Source organism: Micrococcaceae bacterium Sec5.1 (assembly GCA_039636795.1).
GTDB lineage: Bacteria > Actinomycetota > Actinomycetes > Actinomycetales > Micrococcaceae > Arthrobacter.
In genome coordinates, this window is sequence record CP143430.1 from 3,958,207 (window position 1) to 3,976,656 (window position 18,450).

An 18,450-nucleotide genomic window follows, 5' to 3' on the forward strand; every position below is an offset into this window, starting at 1 on the left:
AAATGCTATTCCCACTCGATGGTTCCCGGCGGCTTGCTGGTGACGTCCAGCACTACGCGGTTAACTCCATCCACTTCGTTGGTAATGCGGTTGGAGATGCGCGCCAGGAGGTCATACGGCAAACGCGACCAGTCGGCCGTCATTGCGTCCTCGGACGATACCGGGCGGAGAACGATCGGGTGGCCGTAGGTACGGCCATCGCCCTGGACGCCGACACTGCGCACATCAGCCAACAGAACCACGGGCATCTGCCATACATCGTTGTCCAAACCGGCAGCAGTCAGCTCGGCACGGGCAATGGCGTCAGCCTTACGGAGCAGGTCGAGACGCTCCTTGGTGACTTCACCGACGATCCGGATACCGAGGCCGGGGCCGGGGAACGGTTGGCGGCCGACGATTTCCTGAGGCAGGCCAAGCTGGGCACCGACCGCGCGGACTTCGTCCTTGAACAGGGCGCGCAGAGGCTCGACGAGCTCGAACTGCAGGTCCTCAGGAAGCCCACCCACGTTGTGGTGGCTCTTGATGTTCGCAGCGCCCTCGCCGCCGCCGGACTCGACGACGTCCGGGTACAGCGTGCCCTGGACCAGGAACTTGATCTTCTCACCCTCGGCAGCCGCCTGGGCGATGATGGCCCGCTCCGCTTCCTCGAAGGCGCGAATGAATTCACGGCCAATGATTTTGCGCTTGGTCTCGGGATCGCTGACTCCGGCCAACGCAGACTGGAAGCGCTCTTGCTCGTTGGCAACATACAGATTTACGCCTGTAGCTGCCACGAAGTCGCGTTCAACCTGTTCTGCTTCGCCTTCGCGAAGGAGTCCGTGATCCACGAAGACACAGGTCAACTGGTCTCCAACGGCCCTCTGGACCAGGGCTGCGGCAACGGCCGAATCCACACCGCCGGAAAGACCGCAGATGACCTTGGAGTCGCCGATCTGCTGGCGGATGCGGTCCACCTGCTCTTCGAGGATATTCCCCGTGGTCCAGTTAGGGCTCAGGCCAGCGCCCTTGAACAGGAAGTTCTCCAGGACGTGCTGGCCGTGCACGGAGTGCTTGACCTCCGGATGCCACTGCACACCGTAGAGGCGCTTTTCCTCGTTGGCGAAGGCGGCTACCGGTGCGCCGGCCGTGGTGGCCAGCACTTCGAAACCCTCGGGAGCTTCCTGGACGGAATCGCCGTGGCTCATCCAGGTGTTCTGTGAGGAGGGCACGCCATCAAGAATCGAGCGGGCATCGCCAACCACCAGTGCTTCGGTGGCGCCGTACTCCCGGAGGCCCGTCTCGGCCACCTTGCCGCCCAGTGCGTTGGCCATGGCCTGGAAGCCGTAGCAGATACCAAAAACGGGCACCCCGGCTTCAAAAAGGTCCGCTCCAACGCGCGGAGCACCTTCTGCGTAGACGCTGGAAGGTCCGCCGGAAAGGATGATGGCTGCCGGGTTTTTGGCCAGAAGCTGCTCGGTGGTGAAGGTATGCGGAACAATTTCCGAATACACATTCGCTTCGCGGACGCGGCGGGCAATCAGCTGCGCGTACTGGGCACCGTAGTCAACAACCAGCACCGGCTTCTGGGAAGTCTGGGGTGCGGTGGGAGTAGTCACCAACCAAGACTACTTTGCCGGGCCGCCCCGGTGCACGTTGGCAGCGGCCCGAAGAGGTCAATTACGGGCTGGTGGTTAGGTATCTCACACCCTAACGCCTCTTGGGCTGGCCCTGATGCCGCTAGTAGCGCTTTGAGGCCTGCGGGTTGGCTGCCAGTTCGGCCTCAACCTGAGCGTGGAACTTCTTCTCGACGATGAACGACATCAGGGGTACGACACCACCCAAGGCCAGCAAGACCAGCTTGGAGAAGGGCCAGCGCATGAGCGACCACAACCGGAAGTTGGACACCAGATACACCACGTACATCCAGCCATGGACGATCAATACAGTGGTGGAGATGTTGAAACCACCGATCACGCCCTTGGGCTCAGACTCAGCGAATCCGAAGCCAAACGGCTTACCGGTCACGGCGTCCGTGCCACCGGCAAAGAGCGATACGCCGAAGCCATAACGGGCAATCAGTTCCGCGCAGAGCAGCAGGAGCATGGCACCGGTCAGGTAGGCCATGACTTTGTAGAACTTCAGCGCCGAACGGATCTGGGCTTCCGTTCCACCAAACTTGCGCTTCTTCGGCTTGGGTCCGGACTGCTCGGGCTGGATGGCCGGCTTGGGCTCAATCATTACTGCACCTTTTGTTCTGGCCCAGGTTGCTGGGGTTCAGGGCTTGTTGGTTCGTTGGGGTGGTGATTATCTTCGTCGAACTCGTCGTCTTCGAGCTCGCGACGGTAGTCGTCAGCCACCATCCGCCACCAGATGTACAGGGCGAATCCTGCGAAGACCACCCACTCAACGGAATAGAAGAGGTTCAGCCAGTTGATCTGTTGTTCCGGCGGCTGCGCAGGGATGTTGAGGGGCTTTACCGCGTCATTGACGACGACGGGAACACCTCCGGCTAGTTCTGATGTTGCGGCAACGAAGCCTTGGTAGCTGGAGACGTCCCAGACGTTGATGAGTTCGGCAACGGCCACCGCAGACGCCCGGCCTGGACCGGCGTCGACGTTTGGCACCGGCGCTTCAGAGGGCAGCAGGCGGCCGGTCAGCGTGATAGTGCCCGACGGCGGCGGAACGGCTTGGGCGGCGTCGGCCACCCAGCCCCGGGCTACTGGAATCCAGGTCTTGGGCGAGGCCGCGACACCGCTCAGCTTCGGAGCATTGTCCACAGCGAACGCCGAGACAATCCAGAATCCCTTCTGGCCGTTGTACAGGCGGCCCTCCACGAGGACCTGCTTGGCGGGATCGTAGGAGCCGGTGGCCGTGACCATCTGGTCTGAGACAGAACCGGGGAAGAACTGCCCGGGCTGCAGGACGTCCACCAGCGGCTTGACCTCTTCAATGCCGGGCGATACGGGAGCTTCGTGCTGGGTGGACCGGCTGAGCTGCCACTGGCTGAGCAGCACAAAAACCGCGGACAAGAGAAGCGCAAAGACGAGTCCTGCGATCCAGCGGGGTTTCAGCGCGGTTTTCAACACCCCTTAACCGTACTTCGTCCGGCTGTAGAACAACGAAACGAACGGTAGAACGTTAGTCCTGGAACGGGTCCGTGGCGGCCATCTCAATAGTCGAATCTCAGTGGTCGAAGAACACCAGGCTGGAGTTGATGAGTTCGGAAATGACCTCGGTATCGTGGGCCCGCCGCAGGGACTCCCGGAATGATTCCTTGGAGAGCGAACGCGCCAAAGTAGCCAGGACTTCCAAATGGTCCGAGAAGGAGCTGGCAGGGGTGGCAATGAGCAGGATCAGCGTGGCTGGGCCATCAGTAGCACCAAAATCCAGGGCATGGCCGAACTTCGTGACGCCCACTGCAATGGAAATCCGGTCTACGAATTCACTGCGCGCATGCGGCAGTCCAATGCCACCGGGAAGTCCGGTAGCCAGCTGGTGTTCCCGGGAATGGACCTGCTCCAGGAAGCCCTGGAGGTTCGAGATCCGGCCAGCCGCGTGAAGCCGTTCCGCAAGTTGTGCCGCAGCGTCGATTTTGTCCTCGGCAACGAGCTCCAGGATGACGGTGTCTGGCGTCGTCAGTTCCGCGTCATACCGGTCAAGTGGTTCAGCCAAGTCGTGTTCCCTCCAATGTGGCCTTCCGGCCGCAGGTCCTGTGTTTGCTCAGCGAAGGGGAACGATGTCATCGACTCCCATGCGCGCGGCGTCAGCTGATTCGTCATCGGGTTGTTGCTGGCTAAGCCGCTCAGCTTCCACCCGGGCCAGATAGTGCTTTATTTCGCTTTCCCGCTGTGCTTCGCTCCAGCCAAGGATTTCTCCCATCAGCTTAGCCACTACTGGCACTGCTGACACACCCCGGTCCCAGGCTTCGATCGAGATTCGGGTGCGGCGCGTCAAAACGTCGTGAACATGACGGGCGCCCTCATGGGTGGTGGCGTAGACCACCTCTGCGGCAAGGTAATCGTCCGCACCGGGAAGCGGCTCCCCGAGTTCGGGTTGCGCAGCGATGAGATCCAGCACTTCCGAGGCCATGGACCCGTAGCGGTTGAGCAGGTGTTCCACGCGGGCAACATGGACGCCGGCTTCTTCCGCTGAGCGGCCGCGGCGGTTCCAGGCGGCCTTGAACCCCTCTGCACCGAGCAACGGGATCGTTTCGGTGCAGCTGGAGGGAACCCGTTCATCCATTGCCCGGGTGGCTTCATCCACCGCATCTTTGGCCATGACGCGGTAGGTAGTGAACTTCCCGCCAGCCACCACCACCAGCCCTGGCACTGGATGAGCCACCACGTGTTCGCGGGAGAGTTTGGCGGTGGAGTCGTTTTCCCCTGCAAGAAGGGGGCGGAGTCCTGCGTAGACGCCTTCTACATCCTCGCGGGTGAGGGGCCGCTTAAGGACCTTGTTGACGTGCTCCAAGACGTAGTCAATGTCCTTGCTGGACGCGGCGGGGTGCGCCTTGTCCAGCTTCCAGTCTGTGTCCGTTGTCCCGATGATCCAGTGTCGGCCCCAGGGGATCACGAAGAGCACTGACTTCTCCGTGCGCAGGATCAGCCCAACTGTGGATTGGAACCTGTCCCGCGGTACCACCAAGTGAATGCCCTTGGATGCCCTGACCTTGAGCTGGCCCCGATCCGTAACCATGGCCTGGGTTTCGTCAGTCCACACGCCCGTGGCATTGACTACCTGCTTGGCACGCACTTCGAAGACGCTGCCGTCTTCCTGGTTTTCCAGTTTGGCCCCCACCACGCGTTCGCCTTCCCGGAGGAAGTCCACCACCCGCACCCTGTTCACAGCATGGGCGCCATAGTGGGCTGCAGTGCGCACAAGGTTGACCACCAAACGGGCGTCGTCCACTTGGGCATCGTAGTAGCGGATCGAACCAACGAAGGCATCGTCCTTGAGGCTGGGAGCCGCCCTGAGGGTGCCGCGCCTGAAGAGGTGCTTGTGCATGGGAACACCGCGGCTGTGTCCGGAAGTGAGACCCAAGGTGTCGTAAAGCATGATGCCCGCGCCCACATAGGGGCGCTCCCAGAACCTGCGCGTCAGGGGGTAGAGGAAAGGCACAGGGCGGACCAGGTGGGGTGCGATCTGCTGGATCAGCAAACCACGTTCCTGCAGGGCCTCCTGGACCAGCCCGAAATCAAGCATTTCAAGGTAGCGGAGGCCACCATGGATGAGCTTGGATGATCGCGACGACGTCCCTGAAGCCCAGTCCCTTGCCTCAACTATGCCCACCGTGAGGCCGCGGGTCACGGCGTCGAGGGCTGCTCCAGCCCCCACCACTCCTCCGCCGACAATCAGGATGTCCAACTGCTTGCCGGGTTCGGCAGTGGCTTTCAGGACTTCGATCGACGCGGCACGGGATTCCGGGCTTAATGCTCCCGGAGAATTCACCTGCGGACCGCCTGCGACATTGCTCATCGGACCCCTCCTCAAACGCAACTGCTGGTAGTCCCCTACCCTACTTGTTGGCCGGTCCGATTGGCAGAAGTCCTAGTTGCCCGAGTATGGGGATACTACGACGTCCACGCGCTGGAATTCCTTGAGGTCGGAGTACCCTGTGGTCGCCATGGACCGACGCAGAGCGCCAATGAGGTTGGACGTACCATCGGTGTGGTGCCCGGGCCCGAAGAGGACTTCCTCCAGGGATCCGACCGTGCCAACATTGACGCGGTCGCCACGGGGTGATTCGAGATGATGCGCTTCCGGACCCCAGTGCCAGCCGCGGCCCGGAGCTTCTTCGGCGCGCGCGAGGGCGCTGCCCAGCATTACTGCGTCCGCTCCCATCGCGATGGCCTTGACGATGTCGCCCGAGCGGCCCATGCCGCCGTCGGCGATGACGTGGACATAGCGCCCACCGGACTCATCCATGTAGTCGCGACGGGCCGCAGTGACGTCCGAGATGGCCGACGCCATGGGCGAATGAATGCCCAGCGCACGGCGCGTGGTGGTTGTAGCACCTCCACCGAAGCCAACCAGGACGCCTGCGGCACCCGTCCGCATGAGGTGCAGGGCCGGTGTGTAACCAGCTGCTCCACCAACGATCACGGGGACATCGAGTTCGTAGATGAACTGCTTAAGGTTCAGTGGCTCATGGTTTTTGGAGACATGCTCAGCAGAGACCGTGGTGCCACGGATGACGAAAATATCGACGCCGGCAGCCACCACGGTCTTGTAGTGTTCCTGGGTGCGCTGTGGGGTCAGGGAGCCGGCCACGGTGACGCCGGCGGCGCGGATCTCGGCCAGGCGGGAGCTGATGAGCTCTGGCTGAATGGGTGCCTGGTAAAGATCCTGCATTCGGCGGGTGACGGCCGGGCTGCTGGTTTCGTTGGCCAGGCCTGCGATCTCGTCGAGCACCTTCTGTGGGTTTTCGTACCGGGTCCAGAGTCCTTCAAGGTCCAGGACGCCAAGACCACCCAAACGGCCCAAAGTGATGGCCGTGTCCGGGGACATCACAGAGTCCATGGGGGCGGCAATCACCGGCATGTCGAACTTATAGGCGTCGATCTGCCAGGAGACAGAGACGTCCTTCGGGTCACGCGTCCGACGATTCGGAACGATCGCGATGTCATCCAGGGAGTAGGCACGACGCCCACGCTTGCCACGGCCAATCTCAATCTCATAAGTCACTGCTCGAGTTTATCCCACCAAAACCAAGCCACCGTTTTGTTCCGAGCTGCTCTTAGGGGGTGTTCTGGCTGGTCTCTTCCACAGTGAGCTGGGATTCGAACATCCGGAAGTAGCGGCCCCTCAATGCCACCAGCTCCTTGTGCGTTCCTTGTTCGGCAATCCGGCCATCTTCGAGCATGTACACAACATCTGCCTTTTCGATGGTGGCCAGCCGGTGGCTGATGGCAATGATGGTGCTGTTCCGGTCCGCGAAAAGCCGGGTGAAGATCCGGTGCTCGGCCAAAGCATCGATGGCCGACGTCGGTTCGTCCATGACCATGAAGGAGGCATCCCGGTAGAAGTTCCGGGCCATGGCCAATCGCTGCCATTGCCCACCTGAGAGCCCACTCCCCTTGCGCCCGCGTGGATCCTCCATCCAATTGCTCACATGGTTTTCCAGGCCGTTGGGCAGCTTGTTGATGAACTCCATGGCCTCGGCGTCTGAGGCTGCCCTCCGGATGCGTTGCTCGTCCCGGGCTTGATCGACATCGCCCAAATAGATGTTCTCCGCGGCCGTAGCGAATTCATACTTCAGGAATTCCTGGCTCAGGACCGCAAGGTGCCGGTGCCAACTGGTCACGTCGATTCCGGTGAGGTCGACGCCGTCGAGCAATACTCGGCCCGAATCCGGCCGGTACAGTCCGGCCAGGATCCGGATTAGCGTGGACTTTCCTGCGCCATTCTCACCAACTATCGCAATGTGCTGGCCTGCCCTGATGGTCAGGGAAATGCCCTTGATAACTTCAACGTCACTCCCCGTATAGCTGAAGCGGATGTCCCGCATTTCCACAACGGACGGCGACTTCACCAAGGGAGGTTCGTGGCCGCTGGGCACCGGAAGCGCCATGAACAGCTCGTAGTCTTTGAGGTTGGCAAGGTCTTCGTCAATGGAACTCAGCGACGAGACCAGGTTGCTGGCGGTGGACAGGGCCCGGCTGACGATCTGTTGGATATAGAGGAACTGCCCTACCGCCTGTGCCCTGGCAATGATTTGTCCCACCACCCAGATCAACGACACAACCTCGGCCCCATACTGCAGGGCGTCCGCTGCGAGTTGCTTGGGGATGTAGCGCTTCTGGAAGTCCAGCCGCCGGCGCTCGTCAGCGTCCCGAAGCCGGGACCGCAGGTCCATCAAATAGCCCACGATTCCATAGAGCCGCATCTCGGCAATGTGCTGGGGCCTCAGGAGGTTGGTCTCGATCATTCGCCGTTGACGCCGGGAATCCACCTGGGTATTCCAATGCGCTATTTGCTCTCGTGAGAGTTTGAACTGCAAGTAGACGCTCGGGACGATCGCTATAAGGACAATGACAGCGATCCACCAACTGACCAACAACAGCGCACCGACTGCCAGGATGACCGAAACCAACTGCGTAAAGATGGCCGCGATCCGGTCCAGGACCCGCGCATAGGAATCAGAGAACCGCTTGGCGCGATCGTAGAGGTCCACCGTTTCTTTGTCGTCATATCGCCAGAACTCCAGCGCCAGGAAGCGCTCGTACATCATGTCGCCGACGATCGCGCCTACTTTGAAGCTCATCAACTGCTGGATGTATCGGTCGACGCTGCTGAAGGCGCCCCAAAACAGTCCCAGCGCGGCGGTAATGATGACGTACAGAATGGCCCGTGGACCGGCGTCGGGATCTCCCGCGTAACCGGCGGCCAACGCAGTGGTGGTCAACGCGGCGAAGTAGGTGGTTACCAGCGGCAGCGTGGCCGAAATCAGGGAGCCAGCCACTTTCATGATGACTGCAATCGGCGATGCCTTGAAACTCACCTTCAGGACCTGCCCGACGGCGCGTGCGTATGGCCGGAGGGCAAGCTTGCGGGGCGCTTTGCCGGGTTGGACTGAATTCAGCCGGACTGACTCCGGGTGCCGCGGTTGTGCGGGCTTTTCGGACATGTCCCCAGCCTATTCCTACCCACAGACATTTCCGTTGCGGCCCTTAAACAGCTGTTCCCCGTGGAGGCTTCCACGGGGAACAGCTTTTTAGAAACTGATGTCAGCGGGAACCGTAGTTCGGTGCCTCCACCGTCATCTGGATATCGTGCGGGTGCGATTCCTTCAGGCCGGCAGGAGTGATCCGGACGAACTTGCCGCGTGCCTTGAGTTCGGCAATCGTGGGGGCGCCGGTGTAGAACATGGTCTGGCGGAGGCCACCGACCAGCTGGTAGGCCACCGATGCCAGCGGACCACGGAACGCGACGCGGCCTTCGATGCCTTCCGGGATGAGCTTGTCATCACCGGACACGTCAGCCTGGAAATAGCGGTCCTTGGAGTAGGACGTGTTCTTTCCACGGGACTGCATGGCGCCAAGGGAGCCCATACCGCGGTAGCTCTTGAACTGCTTGCCGTTGACGAAGATGAGCTCGCCGGGAGACTCTTCACAACCAGCCAGCAGTGAGCCGAGCATCACGGTGTCCGCGCCGGCAACGAGCGCCTTGCCAATATCGCCCGAGTACTGGAGGCCGCCGTCGGCAATCAACGGCACGCCTGCCGGGATGGCAGCCTTCGCGGATTCGTAGATGGCCGTGATCTGTGGAACGCCGACACCGGCTACAACACGGGTGGTGCAGATGGAGCCTGGGCCAACACCGACCTTGATGCCATCGGCACCGGCGTCAATCAGGGCCTGGGCACCCTCACGGGTGGCTGCCTGGCCACCAATGATGTCTACGTGGGCAGCAATCGGATCCGACTTCAGGCGGCGGATCATGTCCAGCACGCCTTGGGAGTGGCCGTTGGCGGTATCCACGAAGAGTGCGTCCACCCCGGCGTCGATGAGCTTCATGGCGCGCTCCCAACCGTCACCGAAGAAGCCGATGGCAGCACCAACCCGCAGTCGGCCTTCGTCGTCCTTGGTGGCCAGCGGGTACTGCTCTGCCTTGGTGAAGTCCTTGGTGGTGATGAGGCCCTTGAGACGGCCTTGCTCGTCAACGAGCGGGAGCTTCTCAATCTTGTTGGTGGCCAGCTTGTGCGAGGCTTCCTCGCGGCTGATGCCCACATGGCCGGTGATGAGCGGCATCTTGGTCATGGCATCGCTGACGCTGCGCAGCGGGAATTCAGATTCCGGAATGAACCGGGTGTCGCGGTTGGTGACGATGCCCAGCAGGCGTCCGTCGGTGTCCACCACGGGAAGGCCGGAGACGCGATAACGGGAACACAGCTCGTCCAGTTCCTGCAACGTGGCCTGCGGGCCGATGGTCAGCGGGTTGGTGATCATGCCGGATTCGCTGCGCTTGACGCGGTCCACATGCTCAGCCTGGTCATCGATGGACAGGTTGCGGTGCACGACGCCCAGACCACCCTGGCGGGCCATGGCGATGGCCATGCGGGACTCAGTGACGGTGTCCATGGCAGCGGAAAGCAACGGCGTCTGCACCGTGATGCGCTTGGAAATCCGGGAGGACGTGTCCGCGTCAGAAGGGATGACATCGGTGTGTCCGGGGAGGAGCAGGACGTCGTCGTAGGTCAGGCCTACGAAGCCGAAGGGATCGTGTTCGGGCTGGGTCATGAGTGCGGCCTCTTACCTGGGTTCTGGGGGCTTTAACTGGTAGGGGTTGCAACTGATGACCAGCCCGTCATTACGGGACTGGCCTGTGCATAAATTGGCCTATGCATGAGGTACTGCAAGGCAAAGGTGCTTCGGGTATTGAATAAATAGTAGAACCTCGGCGGCCATCGCCATATTCCGCGGCGCCTGAGTGTGAGCAACAGCACTGGCGGAAGGTCGGCGTCGTGCGTTCCGTGCTCCCGCGGGGCGGCGAGGCTAGCGCCCGGACTGACCAGTCGAGTCGGACCAGCCCGTCGCGGCGAGGAGCCGCTCCTCGAACATCGGAATCATGCTCTGGACATAGGTCTTGGTGAGATGGTTGTCGTCCTTGTAGACGTACACATTCCCCACCACTGCCGGACACGTGCCCCGCTCGCAGATGAAGTCGCTCATGTCCACCAGGTACAACCGATCCACCTTGCCCGCGTAGTCGTCCAGAGGCGAGGACGCAGCCAGGGAATCTTCCAGCGGAGGGTTGCAGTCGGGCGAGTCAGGGCCCTTCTTCTGCACGCACTCGGGCATGTTGATGCTGAACCGCGGGTTGTCACGGATGCCCACGACGTCGATTCCGGCATCCGTGAAGGGCTTGATGCCGTCCAAATACCCGGGCACTTCGGTCTCGAAAGGGGCCGTCACATGAGTCAGAGACGCCACAGTGAACACAGCATCGGGTTTGTGTTCCATGACATAAGCGGCACTTGCCTTGTTGAAGTCGTTGCAATCACTGGTCCGCTCAGGCGAGTCGGCGCCGAACCGGCAGTTCCCCTTAAGCAGTGTGACCACTTCCCAACCGTGCTCCTTGGCGATGGGGCCCAGGGCCGCCATGTACTGCTGGGCGTGGGAATCGCCGAGGACCACAATCCTCTTGGTCACCACCTCGGGCTCGTCATTCTGGAGGCAACCCTGCAGCAACGGATCCGAGGGGACGTTGCCGCCAGTACAGAGGCCATCGATGTCCGCCCATTCATCCTTCATGGCGGCGGGTGCGGGAATGATCATCGCCTTGGGTGTCGGTTGGCCCGCAAACTCAGGCGAGAGCGCTGCAGCACCGGGCGTCAGTTCCTTGGGCTGATCCGCAATCGCCACGCCTTGGGCGGCGATAGCACCTTGCCAGGCGGTCATCGGCAGCGCGAGCAGCGCACCACAGGAAACAACGACGACGGCGGCCCGCCAGGACTGCGCGTCGGGCCACTGCCAGCGGCGCATGGGAACCTCGACAAACCGTGTGGTGGCAACGGCCAACGCCATCGATGCTGCCATGATGCCCAAGCCCTGCAGGAGGTTCGGGCTGGTGGTCTCCGTGACGAGCAGGAAGAACACCAGGACCGGCCAATGCCACAAGTACAAGGCGTAGGAATTGTTGCCCACCACGACCAAGGGCTTTGAGCTGAGCACACGGTCCGCACCAAATCGGCTGTTGCTCTGGCCCGCAACGATAACCGCCGCGGCTGCGAGGGTTGGCCAGAGAGCCACGAATCCCGGGAAGGAACGGTCCACCGTCAGGATCAGGCCGCACGAGAGCATGGCGAGCAGCCCCGCCCAACCCAGGAATACCCGAAGCCGCTGTCCTGGTTTGAGGTACGGGAGAGCCAGTGCCAGCAGGGAACCCAGCGCAAATTCCCACAGCCTTGTCCGGGTATCGAAATACGCATACGCCTGATTGTGGGCAGTCTGGTCGATGGAATAGACCAGCGAGGCCACAAAGACCAGGCCGAACGCCATGAACAGCAGCTGCCGGTGTTCTGTGGCCTTGCGGCCTGGGAACAGCTTTGCAAGTTGCGGCTGCAGCAGGGCCACCGCTGCGAAAATCAGTGGCCACAGGATAAAGACCTGGCCTTGCACGGACAGGGACCAAAAGTGCTGCAGGGGACTCGCTCCGGAATGGTCCTGCGCATAGTAATCAACGGCAGAATCCGCGAGCTGCCAGTTCTGCCGGTACAGCAGGGAGGCCCAAGCCTCGGCGAGCACATCCGGCCACCGGCTCTGCGGGATAAAGGCCCAGGTTCCGGCCAGGACTGCCAGCAGGACCACGACGACCGCGGGCAACAGCCGCTTGAACACATGGAGCCAGTGCTGCAGGAGCCTCAGGGGCTTACGGTTTTCGAGCTTCCGCGTAAAGGACAGGGTCATCAGGAAAGCCGAGATGAGTAAAAAGACGTCTACGCCGCCGGACACCCGGCCGAGCCAAATGTGGTAAGCCGCCACCATCAACACAGCCAAGGCACGCAGTCCCTGGACCTCCGGGCGGAAGGTTCGTTCCGCCGTCGTGGTCCTCGCTGAAGTGGGCTTCGCTGTTGTGGGCTTGCCACGCAAAGGTGCTGTTGCTTTCACCTGTCCGCTCATTGCGCCCACCCCGTCGCGGCAAACCACCTTTCGTCGAACATCTCGCCCATGCTGGTGACGTAGGTCTTGGACAGGTGGTTGTCATCCAGGTAGACGAACACATTTCCTATGACGCTGGGGCACTGGACGCCGTTGCAAAGGAGGTCCGTCATATCCAGGAATGCCGCATTTCCAAACTTTCCCTGTTCGGCCGCGAAGGGGCTCTCCGCAGCCAGGACGTCCTGCAGGTCAGACTTGCAGTCAGGGCTGTCCACGCCCTTGGACAGGGCACATTCTGTGACGTTGTGGTCGTAGCGTGGGTTGTCACGAATGGCCACCACCTGGATGCCGAGGTCGTTGAAGTTGGTGACCGACTGTTCAAAGCCGTACACCAACTCCTCATCCGGTGATGAGGGGGCCGCCTTGGTTCCCACCATGAACACGGAATCCGGGGTGTGGGCTGCCACGTATTTGAAAGCCGCCGAGTTGAAATCATTGCAGTGCTGGTCAGCGTCAGGGTTCTCCGGCATGAACGGACAACCGCCCAACAGGAGGGCCGTGACCTTCCAATGCTCAGCCTCAGCGAGAGGGCCGAGTGCGGCCAGCCACTGCTGGGCATGGGAGTCCCCCAGGACCACAATGCTCTTGGTGGCGTCATCGCCCACGCCGTTTTGCTGGCAGTTCTCCTGCAGAGTCTTGTCTTCCGGCTTGGAAACTCCCTCGCACGTCCCACCCAGGTGTGCCCAGTCTTCAGGCAACTGTTCTGCCGTGGGAAGTGTCTTGGCATCCTTGCCGACTTGGTTTACATAGCCTGGAAGGAGGGCATGGGCTCCAGGGTTGTCGTTGAATGCCTGCGTGTCAGCGGCCTTCTGGTCCAGATACTGCTTGTACTGGAAGCCGAGCAACGGCGCACACGCCACGGCCAGGCAGACGGCGATGGAGATGGCTGCGCGGCGACGTTTCACCTCCGGCCACTTCCACTCCCGGAATGGCTTCTCCACGTACTTCGTGGTCAGGAAGGCCAGGACCAATGCCAACGCCACAATCGCGGTGCCGGACAGCCACCCGGCGTGGTCCTTGCCGCTCCAAGCCAGGGCGATCACCAGGATAGGCCAGTGCCAGAGATACAGGGCATAGGAGTTATCGCCAAGACGTACCAGGAATTTGGAACTCAGGATCCGATCCACGCCGAAGCGGCTGCCGGTCTGTCCCGCTGCAATCACTGCAACGGCAGCCAGCGTGGGCCAGAGCGCAACAAAGCCGGGGAACGCAGTTTGGACCTGCAGCAGGATGCCGCAGGTAAGCATGGCGGCAACGCCGATCCACCCCATCGCCACGCGGACAGGTTTGGAAAAGTCCAGGGCAGGCAGGATCAAGGCAACAAGTGTTCCGAGGGCGAACTCCCAAAGCCGGGCGAAGGTGTCGAAGTACGCCACAGCCTGGTTGTTGGCCGTAAAAATGATTGAGTATGTCAGGGAAACGACGAAGATGAGCGCAAAAACGTACGCGAGCGAGGCCCGGTACCGGAGATCGAATTTGCGGCAGATGAACGCCATCACGGCGAAGATCAGCGGCCAGAGAATGAACACCTGGCCCTGGATGGAAAGTGACCAGAAGTGCTGCACAGGACTGGCGAGGCTGTGGTCCGTGGCGTAGTAATTCACCGCGAGAGTCTGCAGCAGCCAATTTTCGTAGTAGAACAGTGAGGCCCAAGCCTGATTGACCACTTCCACCCAGCGGGTGGGAGGCAGGAAAGCAAAAGTAGCAGCCAGTGTTCCAAAGAGGACAACCACCACTGCCGGGAGCAGGCGCCTGAACAAGTGCAGCCAGTGCCGCAGCAAGTCCATCGGGCGCCGCTGTTTGAAGCGGCTCGTGAACTGAAGGGTCATGAGGAAGGCCGAGATCAGCAGGAAGACATCAACCCCGCCTGACACCCGCCCAATCCAGATGTGGTAGCTCACAACCATGAGCACAGCGAGGGAGCGGAGGCCCTGGATTTCGGGTCGGAACGTGGACTTTACAACGGGACCGGTAGCCCGCCTGTTGGGACGGGCGGGCGGTCGGATCGTTGATGTAGTCACGTTAGGCAGTTCCTCAAGGCTATTGCACAAAGCATCCATCATACGCTGTTCCGGGCGCCGACCCCAGTTGGGCCGGCCTGCGGAACCGCCTTACGAGTGTCTATTAGTTCAGGTTGGACTATGCGTTTGCAAAGATGAAACTGTGCGTTCCCTGTGCTGCGGGCACTTCTTTTTGAAGGTCAGCCACTACGCCAAAGCCGGCCGACGCTCAGCTGTGAGCTGCCGGTCTGCTGTGATCTGTCGTGCCAGATAACGGGCGTCACGGCCAACTCCTGGAAGCGTTGCCGAAACTGCCGCGAACAGAAACTCCTGGCCAAGGAAGTAGAGACCGGGCACAGATTCCACCACTCCCCTCTTGTGGGTCGGAATCCCATCGCCGTTCTGGTATGGGAGCTTCAGCCACGAGTAATCCTCCCGGTATCCCGTACACCAAATGACGTTCGCCACATCCAAAGTCCGGCCCTCTTCCAGCACCGGTTTACCTTGCTTTACCCCGGCTATCCTCGGCAGCAGTTCCACCTTCGCGTCGCGCAGGTCCTTGGTGCGTGTCCGAATCAAAGGTGCCGCCATCATCTTGAATGCCGGCGCCACCTTCCGGCCAACCGGCGTGTTCAGCGTCAGGATGTGAAGGCCTGCGAACCGAATCACAGGCAGGACGAACCGGGCTGCAGCGCGTCCATGGCGAACTGGGATTTCACCACTGGCTTTGCCGGCCAGCAACGTGGTGTGCGTCCTGCTGGCTTCAACGGCAATCTCCGCGCCGGAATTGCCGAGCCCCACCACGAGGACGGGCCCGGGTTGGAGTTGCCCTGGGTTCTTGTATTCCTGCGAGTGAAGCTGCACGATGCCGGGATCCAGCTGATTGGCGAATGCCGGCCGCTTGGGCAGGCGATATCCACCTGTGGCAACCACCACGTTGTTGGCGATCCAGGACCGATCCCCGGAGCTCACAAGAAAGCAATCACCCTGTTGCGTCACCCCATCAACACGGACTCCGTGGATCACGGGCAGACTGAACCGCCGTGCATATTGTTCGAGGTAGTCCGCCAACTCATCCTTACTGGGAAACGCCAACGGGTCCCCTGGGAAAGGTGCGCCCGGCAATCCGTCGTATTTAGCCGGGGTGAAGAGACGAAGCGAATCCCAGCGTTGACGCCACGAATCCCCGGTCCTGGCGTTCTCATCAAGGATGACGAAGTTGTGGTGTCCTTTGGCCAGCCAATAGCCGAGCGCCAAGCCAGCCTGGCCACCTCCCACGATCACGGTATCGAACTGCGGGTCACTAACATTTTTCATGGCATTTCCTTTCTCGTTAGTCCAACGCGGGGTCACTTATGGCCCATGGCAGCGGCCGACATGGGCCTTAAGTGACCTCGCGTTGCTGGGGTTGCAGTTGCTGGGGTTGCAGTTGCTGGGGTTTCAGCCGGAGCCTTCCGGTACCGCAGGCACCACACCAACATCAAGACCGACGTCACCACGTAAAAGGAGTGCAACAGCCACACGGGTCCCGCCGGAAGGTCGAAGACGTAGAAGGAATGCACTGCGTTGGCGATGTTGGTCAAAGTGATGTTGCTCAAACTGTAGGAGGCCAGGTCCTTGGTGCGGACTGCCTTGACCAACATGGGCAGCATGCTGGATGCAAAGAGCACGGTGGATACGGTGCCGGCGAGCAGTGGAATGTTCATAAGCCCAAACTAGGAGTCCGGCGCCCTCTGCCGCGTCGGCCAAATGACGCATCCTGCTGGATGGGGCATGGGTATTTATGCGCATGTCGGGACGTGAGAGAAGATCGGGAGAAACCCCGCAGGATGTGAGAGAAGATCGGGAGAAAGGCTGTGGGATGTGAGAGAAGATCAGTTGGTCAAGTGGTGTTCGAAGGCGTACCTGGTCGCAGCAACCCTGGAGGGCAAGGAGAGTTTGCTGAGGATATTGCTGACGTGCCGGGCAACGGTTTTTTCGCTGAGATACAGCTCCCGGGCAATGGACTTGTTGGCTTTTCCGTCAGCTACAAGCCGCAGGACTTCCAGTTCACGGTTTGTAAGTTCATGGGCGGTGGGCGCAGAACCATTCCCACCACCATCCGCCCCGCCGGCTCCTGCACTGTCGCGTCCAGCGCTGAGGCCCAGCACCTCAGTCACGGCCGGCACTGCTTCGAGTTCGGCGAACTCGGCTGTGGCTGCTTCGAATTCCATGGCGGCAGAGTCGGGATCGCCCAGTTCCGAACAGGCGCGACCCGTCAACACCCTGCACGTGGCCGCGCCATAAGGTGCCTCAAGGCTGTACCAGAGCCGCCATGCCTTTCTTGAGGCCACCAGCGCGTCGCCCGCGTTGCCCTCTGCGAGCAGCACTTGGGCTTCCGCCTGCGCTGCAAGCGCCCGTTCCAGGGGCCTGCCCGTTTCAAGGACCGGAGCCGCCAACTCGTCAGCCGCGGCCCTTGCCGCTTTTAGGTCACCAGCGGCAAGCTCGACGTCGACGACGGCGGGAAGCAACCGCCGTCGGTTGGCGGGGTCCGAGCCTGCCATGGCCCGTCGCAACATGGCTTGGGCCTGAGACACTTTTTGCTGGCCTGCCAGCACCAGCGCGAGCCCGGGGAGAGCTTCGAAGCCGGTCTCTGCAGCCTTGGCATAAGCCGCGCTGGCTTCATCAAATTGGCCCTTCAAACGCAGAATCTCGCCCTGCAGATACCACGCACCCCAGGCCGCTTCTGGGTCGCCGCGGCGCGAGCGGTCCTGGGCAATGTGGACGGCTGCTATGGCGTCATCCCAGGCGCCATGGAGGATGAACAGTTCTGCCCTGTGGGACTGGCACTGCCCGCTGAACATCACCATGTCCGGCCGGTCCCCGCACCAGCGTTCCAACGCGGCGGTCCATTCATGGGCACGCTGGACGTCGAAGGCGAGGCGGCAGCTGCCGATGACGGAGCAGTAGATGATGCCTGAAGGGATGGGCGATACTTCCCCCGCCGTCACGGAAACCATGACTTCATCCAGGATCTCCAAGCCCTTGTCCGGGAATCCAAGGGTGATGCTGGCCGTGCCCAGGCCCAGCCGTCCAAGTGCCATCAGGTCCTTGTCGTGGAATCGCTGCCCCACTGCCAAGGCGCGCCCAAAGAGCTCATTGCTGGCTTCAGGATTTCCTCCGTACAAGGCTCCCAGCGCAGACGGTATCAGGAGATAACCTTCAGCTTCGGTTGGCTCGTCCAGTTCTTCCACCAAATGCTTCGCCCGGGACATCCAGCCCGAGCTGCGGGCCGGCTCCCCGATGTCCATGAGGAACAGCACCAGCCACGTTGCGCAACGGGCGGCGGCAGCCATGTCTCCTACCGTGACATATTCATCGTGCGCCCGCGTCAGGTAGGCGACGCCTTCGGAGTCCTTGCCCAACAGCATGGCCACCGAGGCGGCGACTTCAATGTCCTGGGGTGGAAGTCCGCCCTCCGTGTCCGCCCGGGCAAGGCAGTCCAGTGCATCGCTCCAGCGGTGCTCGGAGAACGCCGAGCGTCCCAGATCCAAGGCTGTAACCGGCATAGTCCACACTCATTCTGCGACCGCGAGCAACCCGGTTGGCGCACCCATTCGGCCGTATTAGCGTCAGGGTACCGCCGCCGTCGTAAGCCCACAATGGGTCCACGCATCCCCGGCGAGACGCGTGGGTCCCTGACCTTCTCTGGGCCCGAGATGCCACTTTGTCACCCTCTTTCGGTTGCATGGCGGGTGCCTGGGGGTTCAAAGAAGGTCAGGACACCACACGCCCACGCCACAAAGCCGATGCCACACAGCACACATCGGGAA

13 protein-coding genes are annotated in these 18,450 nt (G+C 61.5%); all 13 read right to left on the minus strand.

What is annotated here, in order from left to right; all coding sequences use genetic code 11:
- Positions 1–5 precede the first annotated feature (5 nt).
- Positions 6–1,595: a glutamine-hydrolyzing GMP synthase gene (gene guaA, locus VUN82_18040; protein ID XAS70973.1), complete on the minus strand. Its 1,590-nt coding sequence runs from the start codon at positions 1,593–1,595 to the stop codon at positions 6–8.
- A gap of 121 nt (positions 1,596–1,716) precedes the next feature.
- Positions 1,717–2,217: a DUF3817 domain-containing protein gene (locus VUN82_18045; protein XAS70974.1), complete on the minus strand. Its 501-nt coding sequence runs from the start codon at positions 2,215–2,217 to the stop codon at positions 1,717–1,719.
- Positions 2,217–3,065, minus strand: coding sequence for an SURF1 family protein (locus VUN82_18050; GenBank protein XAS70975.1), 849 nt, complete (start codon positions 3,063–3,065; stop codon positions 2,217–2,219). Before VUN82_18050 ends, VUN82_18045 begins: the two co-directional genes overlap by 1 nt.
- A gap of 97 nt (positions 3,066–3,162) precedes the next feature.
- A complete protein-coding gene (locus VUN82_18055; GenBank protein XAS70976.1) occupies positions 3,163–3,651 on the minus strand; it encodes a PTS sugar transporter subunit IIA in 489 nt (162 codons plus the stop codon).
- A gap of 48 nt (positions 3,652–3,699) precedes the next feature.
- Positions 3,700–5,454 carry a glycerol-3-phosphate dehydrogenase/oxidase gene (locus tag VUN82_18060; protein ID XAS70977.1) on the minus strand — a complete coding sequence of 585 codons (1,755 nt, stop codon included), beginning with the start codon at positions 5,452–5,454 and terminating at the stop codon, positions 3,700–3,702.
- A 72-nt stretch (positions 5,455–5,526) separates the two neighbouring features.
- Entirely contained in the window at positions 5,527–6,663 is a 1,137-nt protein-coding gene (locus VUN82_18065; protein XAS70978.1) for a GuaB3 family IMP dehydrogenase-related protein, read from the minus strand.
- A 52-nt stretch (positions 6,664–6,715) separates the two neighbouring features.
- On the minus strand, positions 6,716–8,605 hold the full coding sequence (locus tag VUN82_18070) for an ABC transporter ATP-binding protein (GenBank protein XAS70979.1): 1,890 nt from the start codon (positions 8,603–8,605) through the stop codon (positions 6,716–6,718).
- Between the two features lie 100 nt (positions 8,606–8,705).
- Positions 8,706–10,217, minus strand: coding sequence for an IMP dehydrogenase (gene guaB, locus VUN82_18075; GenBank protein XAS70980.1), 1,512 nt, complete (start codon positions 10,215–10,217; stop codon positions 8,706–8,708).
- A gap of 255 nt (positions 10,218–10,472) precedes the next feature.
- Positions 10,473–12,599 carry an acyltransferase family protein gene (locus VUN82_18080; GenBank protein XAS70981.1) on the minus strand — a complete coding sequence of 709 codons (2,127 nt, stop codon included), beginning with the start codon at positions 12,597–12,599 and terminating at the stop codon, positions 10,473–10,475.
- Positions 12,596–14,698: an acyltransferase family protein gene (locus tag VUN82_18085; protein ID XAS74734.1), complete on the minus strand. Its 2,103-nt coding sequence runs from the start codon at positions 14,696–14,698 to the stop codon at positions 12,596–12,598. Before VUN82_18085 ends, VUN82_18080 begins: the two co-directional genes overlap by 4 nt.
- 147 nt (positions 14,699–14,845) lie before the next feature.
- Positions 14,846–15,955, minus strand: a complete 1,110-nt coding sequence (locus VUN82_18090) for an NAD(P)-binding domain-containing protein (protein ID XAS70982.1) — start codon at positions 15,953–15,955, stop codon at positions 14,846–14,848.
- A gap of 32 nt (positions 15,956–15,987) precedes the next feature.
- Positions 15,988–16,344, minus strand: a complete 357-nt coding sequence (locus VUN82_18095) for a hypothetical protein (protein XAS70983.1) — start codon at positions 16,342–16,344, stop codon at positions 15,988–15,990.
- A 168-nt stretch (positions 16,345–16,512) separates the two neighbouring features.
- Complete coding sequence (locus tag VUN82_18100) at positions 16,513–18,186, minus strand: response regulator transcription factor (GenBank protein XAS70984.1); 1,674 nt, start codon at positions 18,184–18,186, stop codon at positions 16,513–16,515.
- Positions 18,187–18,450 lie beyond the last annotated feature (264 nt).

What these genes read in the sequence shown, in the direction of transcription:
- guaB (XAS70980.1), bottom strand. Translation starts at nt 10,217, where the DNA reads ATGACCCAGCCCGAACACGATCCCTTCGGCTTCGTAGGCCTGACCTAC.
- VUN82_18100 (XAS70984.1), bottom strand. Translation starts at nt 18,186, where the DNA reads ATGCCGGTTACAGCCTTGGATCTGGGACGCTCGGCGTTCTCCGAGCAC.
- VUN82_18085 (XAS74734.1), bottom strand. Translation starts at nt 14,698, where the DNA reads ATGGATGCTTTGTGCAATAGCCTTGAGGAACTGCCTAACGTGACTACA.
- VUN82_18090 (XAS70982.1), bottom strand. Translation starts at nt 15,955, where the DNA reads ATGAAAAATGTTAGTGACCCGCAGTTCGATACCGTGATCGTGGGAGGT.
- VUN82_18070 (XAS70979.1), bottom strand. Translation starts at nt 8,605, where the DNA reads ATGTCCGAAAAGCCCGCACAACCGCGGCACCCGGAGTCAGTCCGGCTG.
- VUN82_18080 (XAS70981.1), bottom strand. Translation starts at nt 12,599, where the DNA reads ATGAGCGGACAGGTGAAAGCAACAGCACCTTTGCGTGGCAAGCCCACA.
- VUN82_18045 (XAS70974.1), bottom strand. Translation starts at nt 2,217, where the DNA reads ATGATTGAGCCCAAGCCGGCCATCCAGCCCGAGCAGTCCGGACCCAAG.
- VUN82_18060 (XAS70977.1), bottom strand. Translation starts at nt 5,454, where the DNA reads ATGAGCAATGTCGCAGGCGGTCCGCAGGTGAATTCTCCGGGAGCATTA.
- VUN82_18095 (XAS70983.1), bottom strand. Translation starts at nt 16,344, where the DNA reads ATGAACATTCCACTGCTCGCCGGCACCGTATCCACCGTGCTCTTTGCA.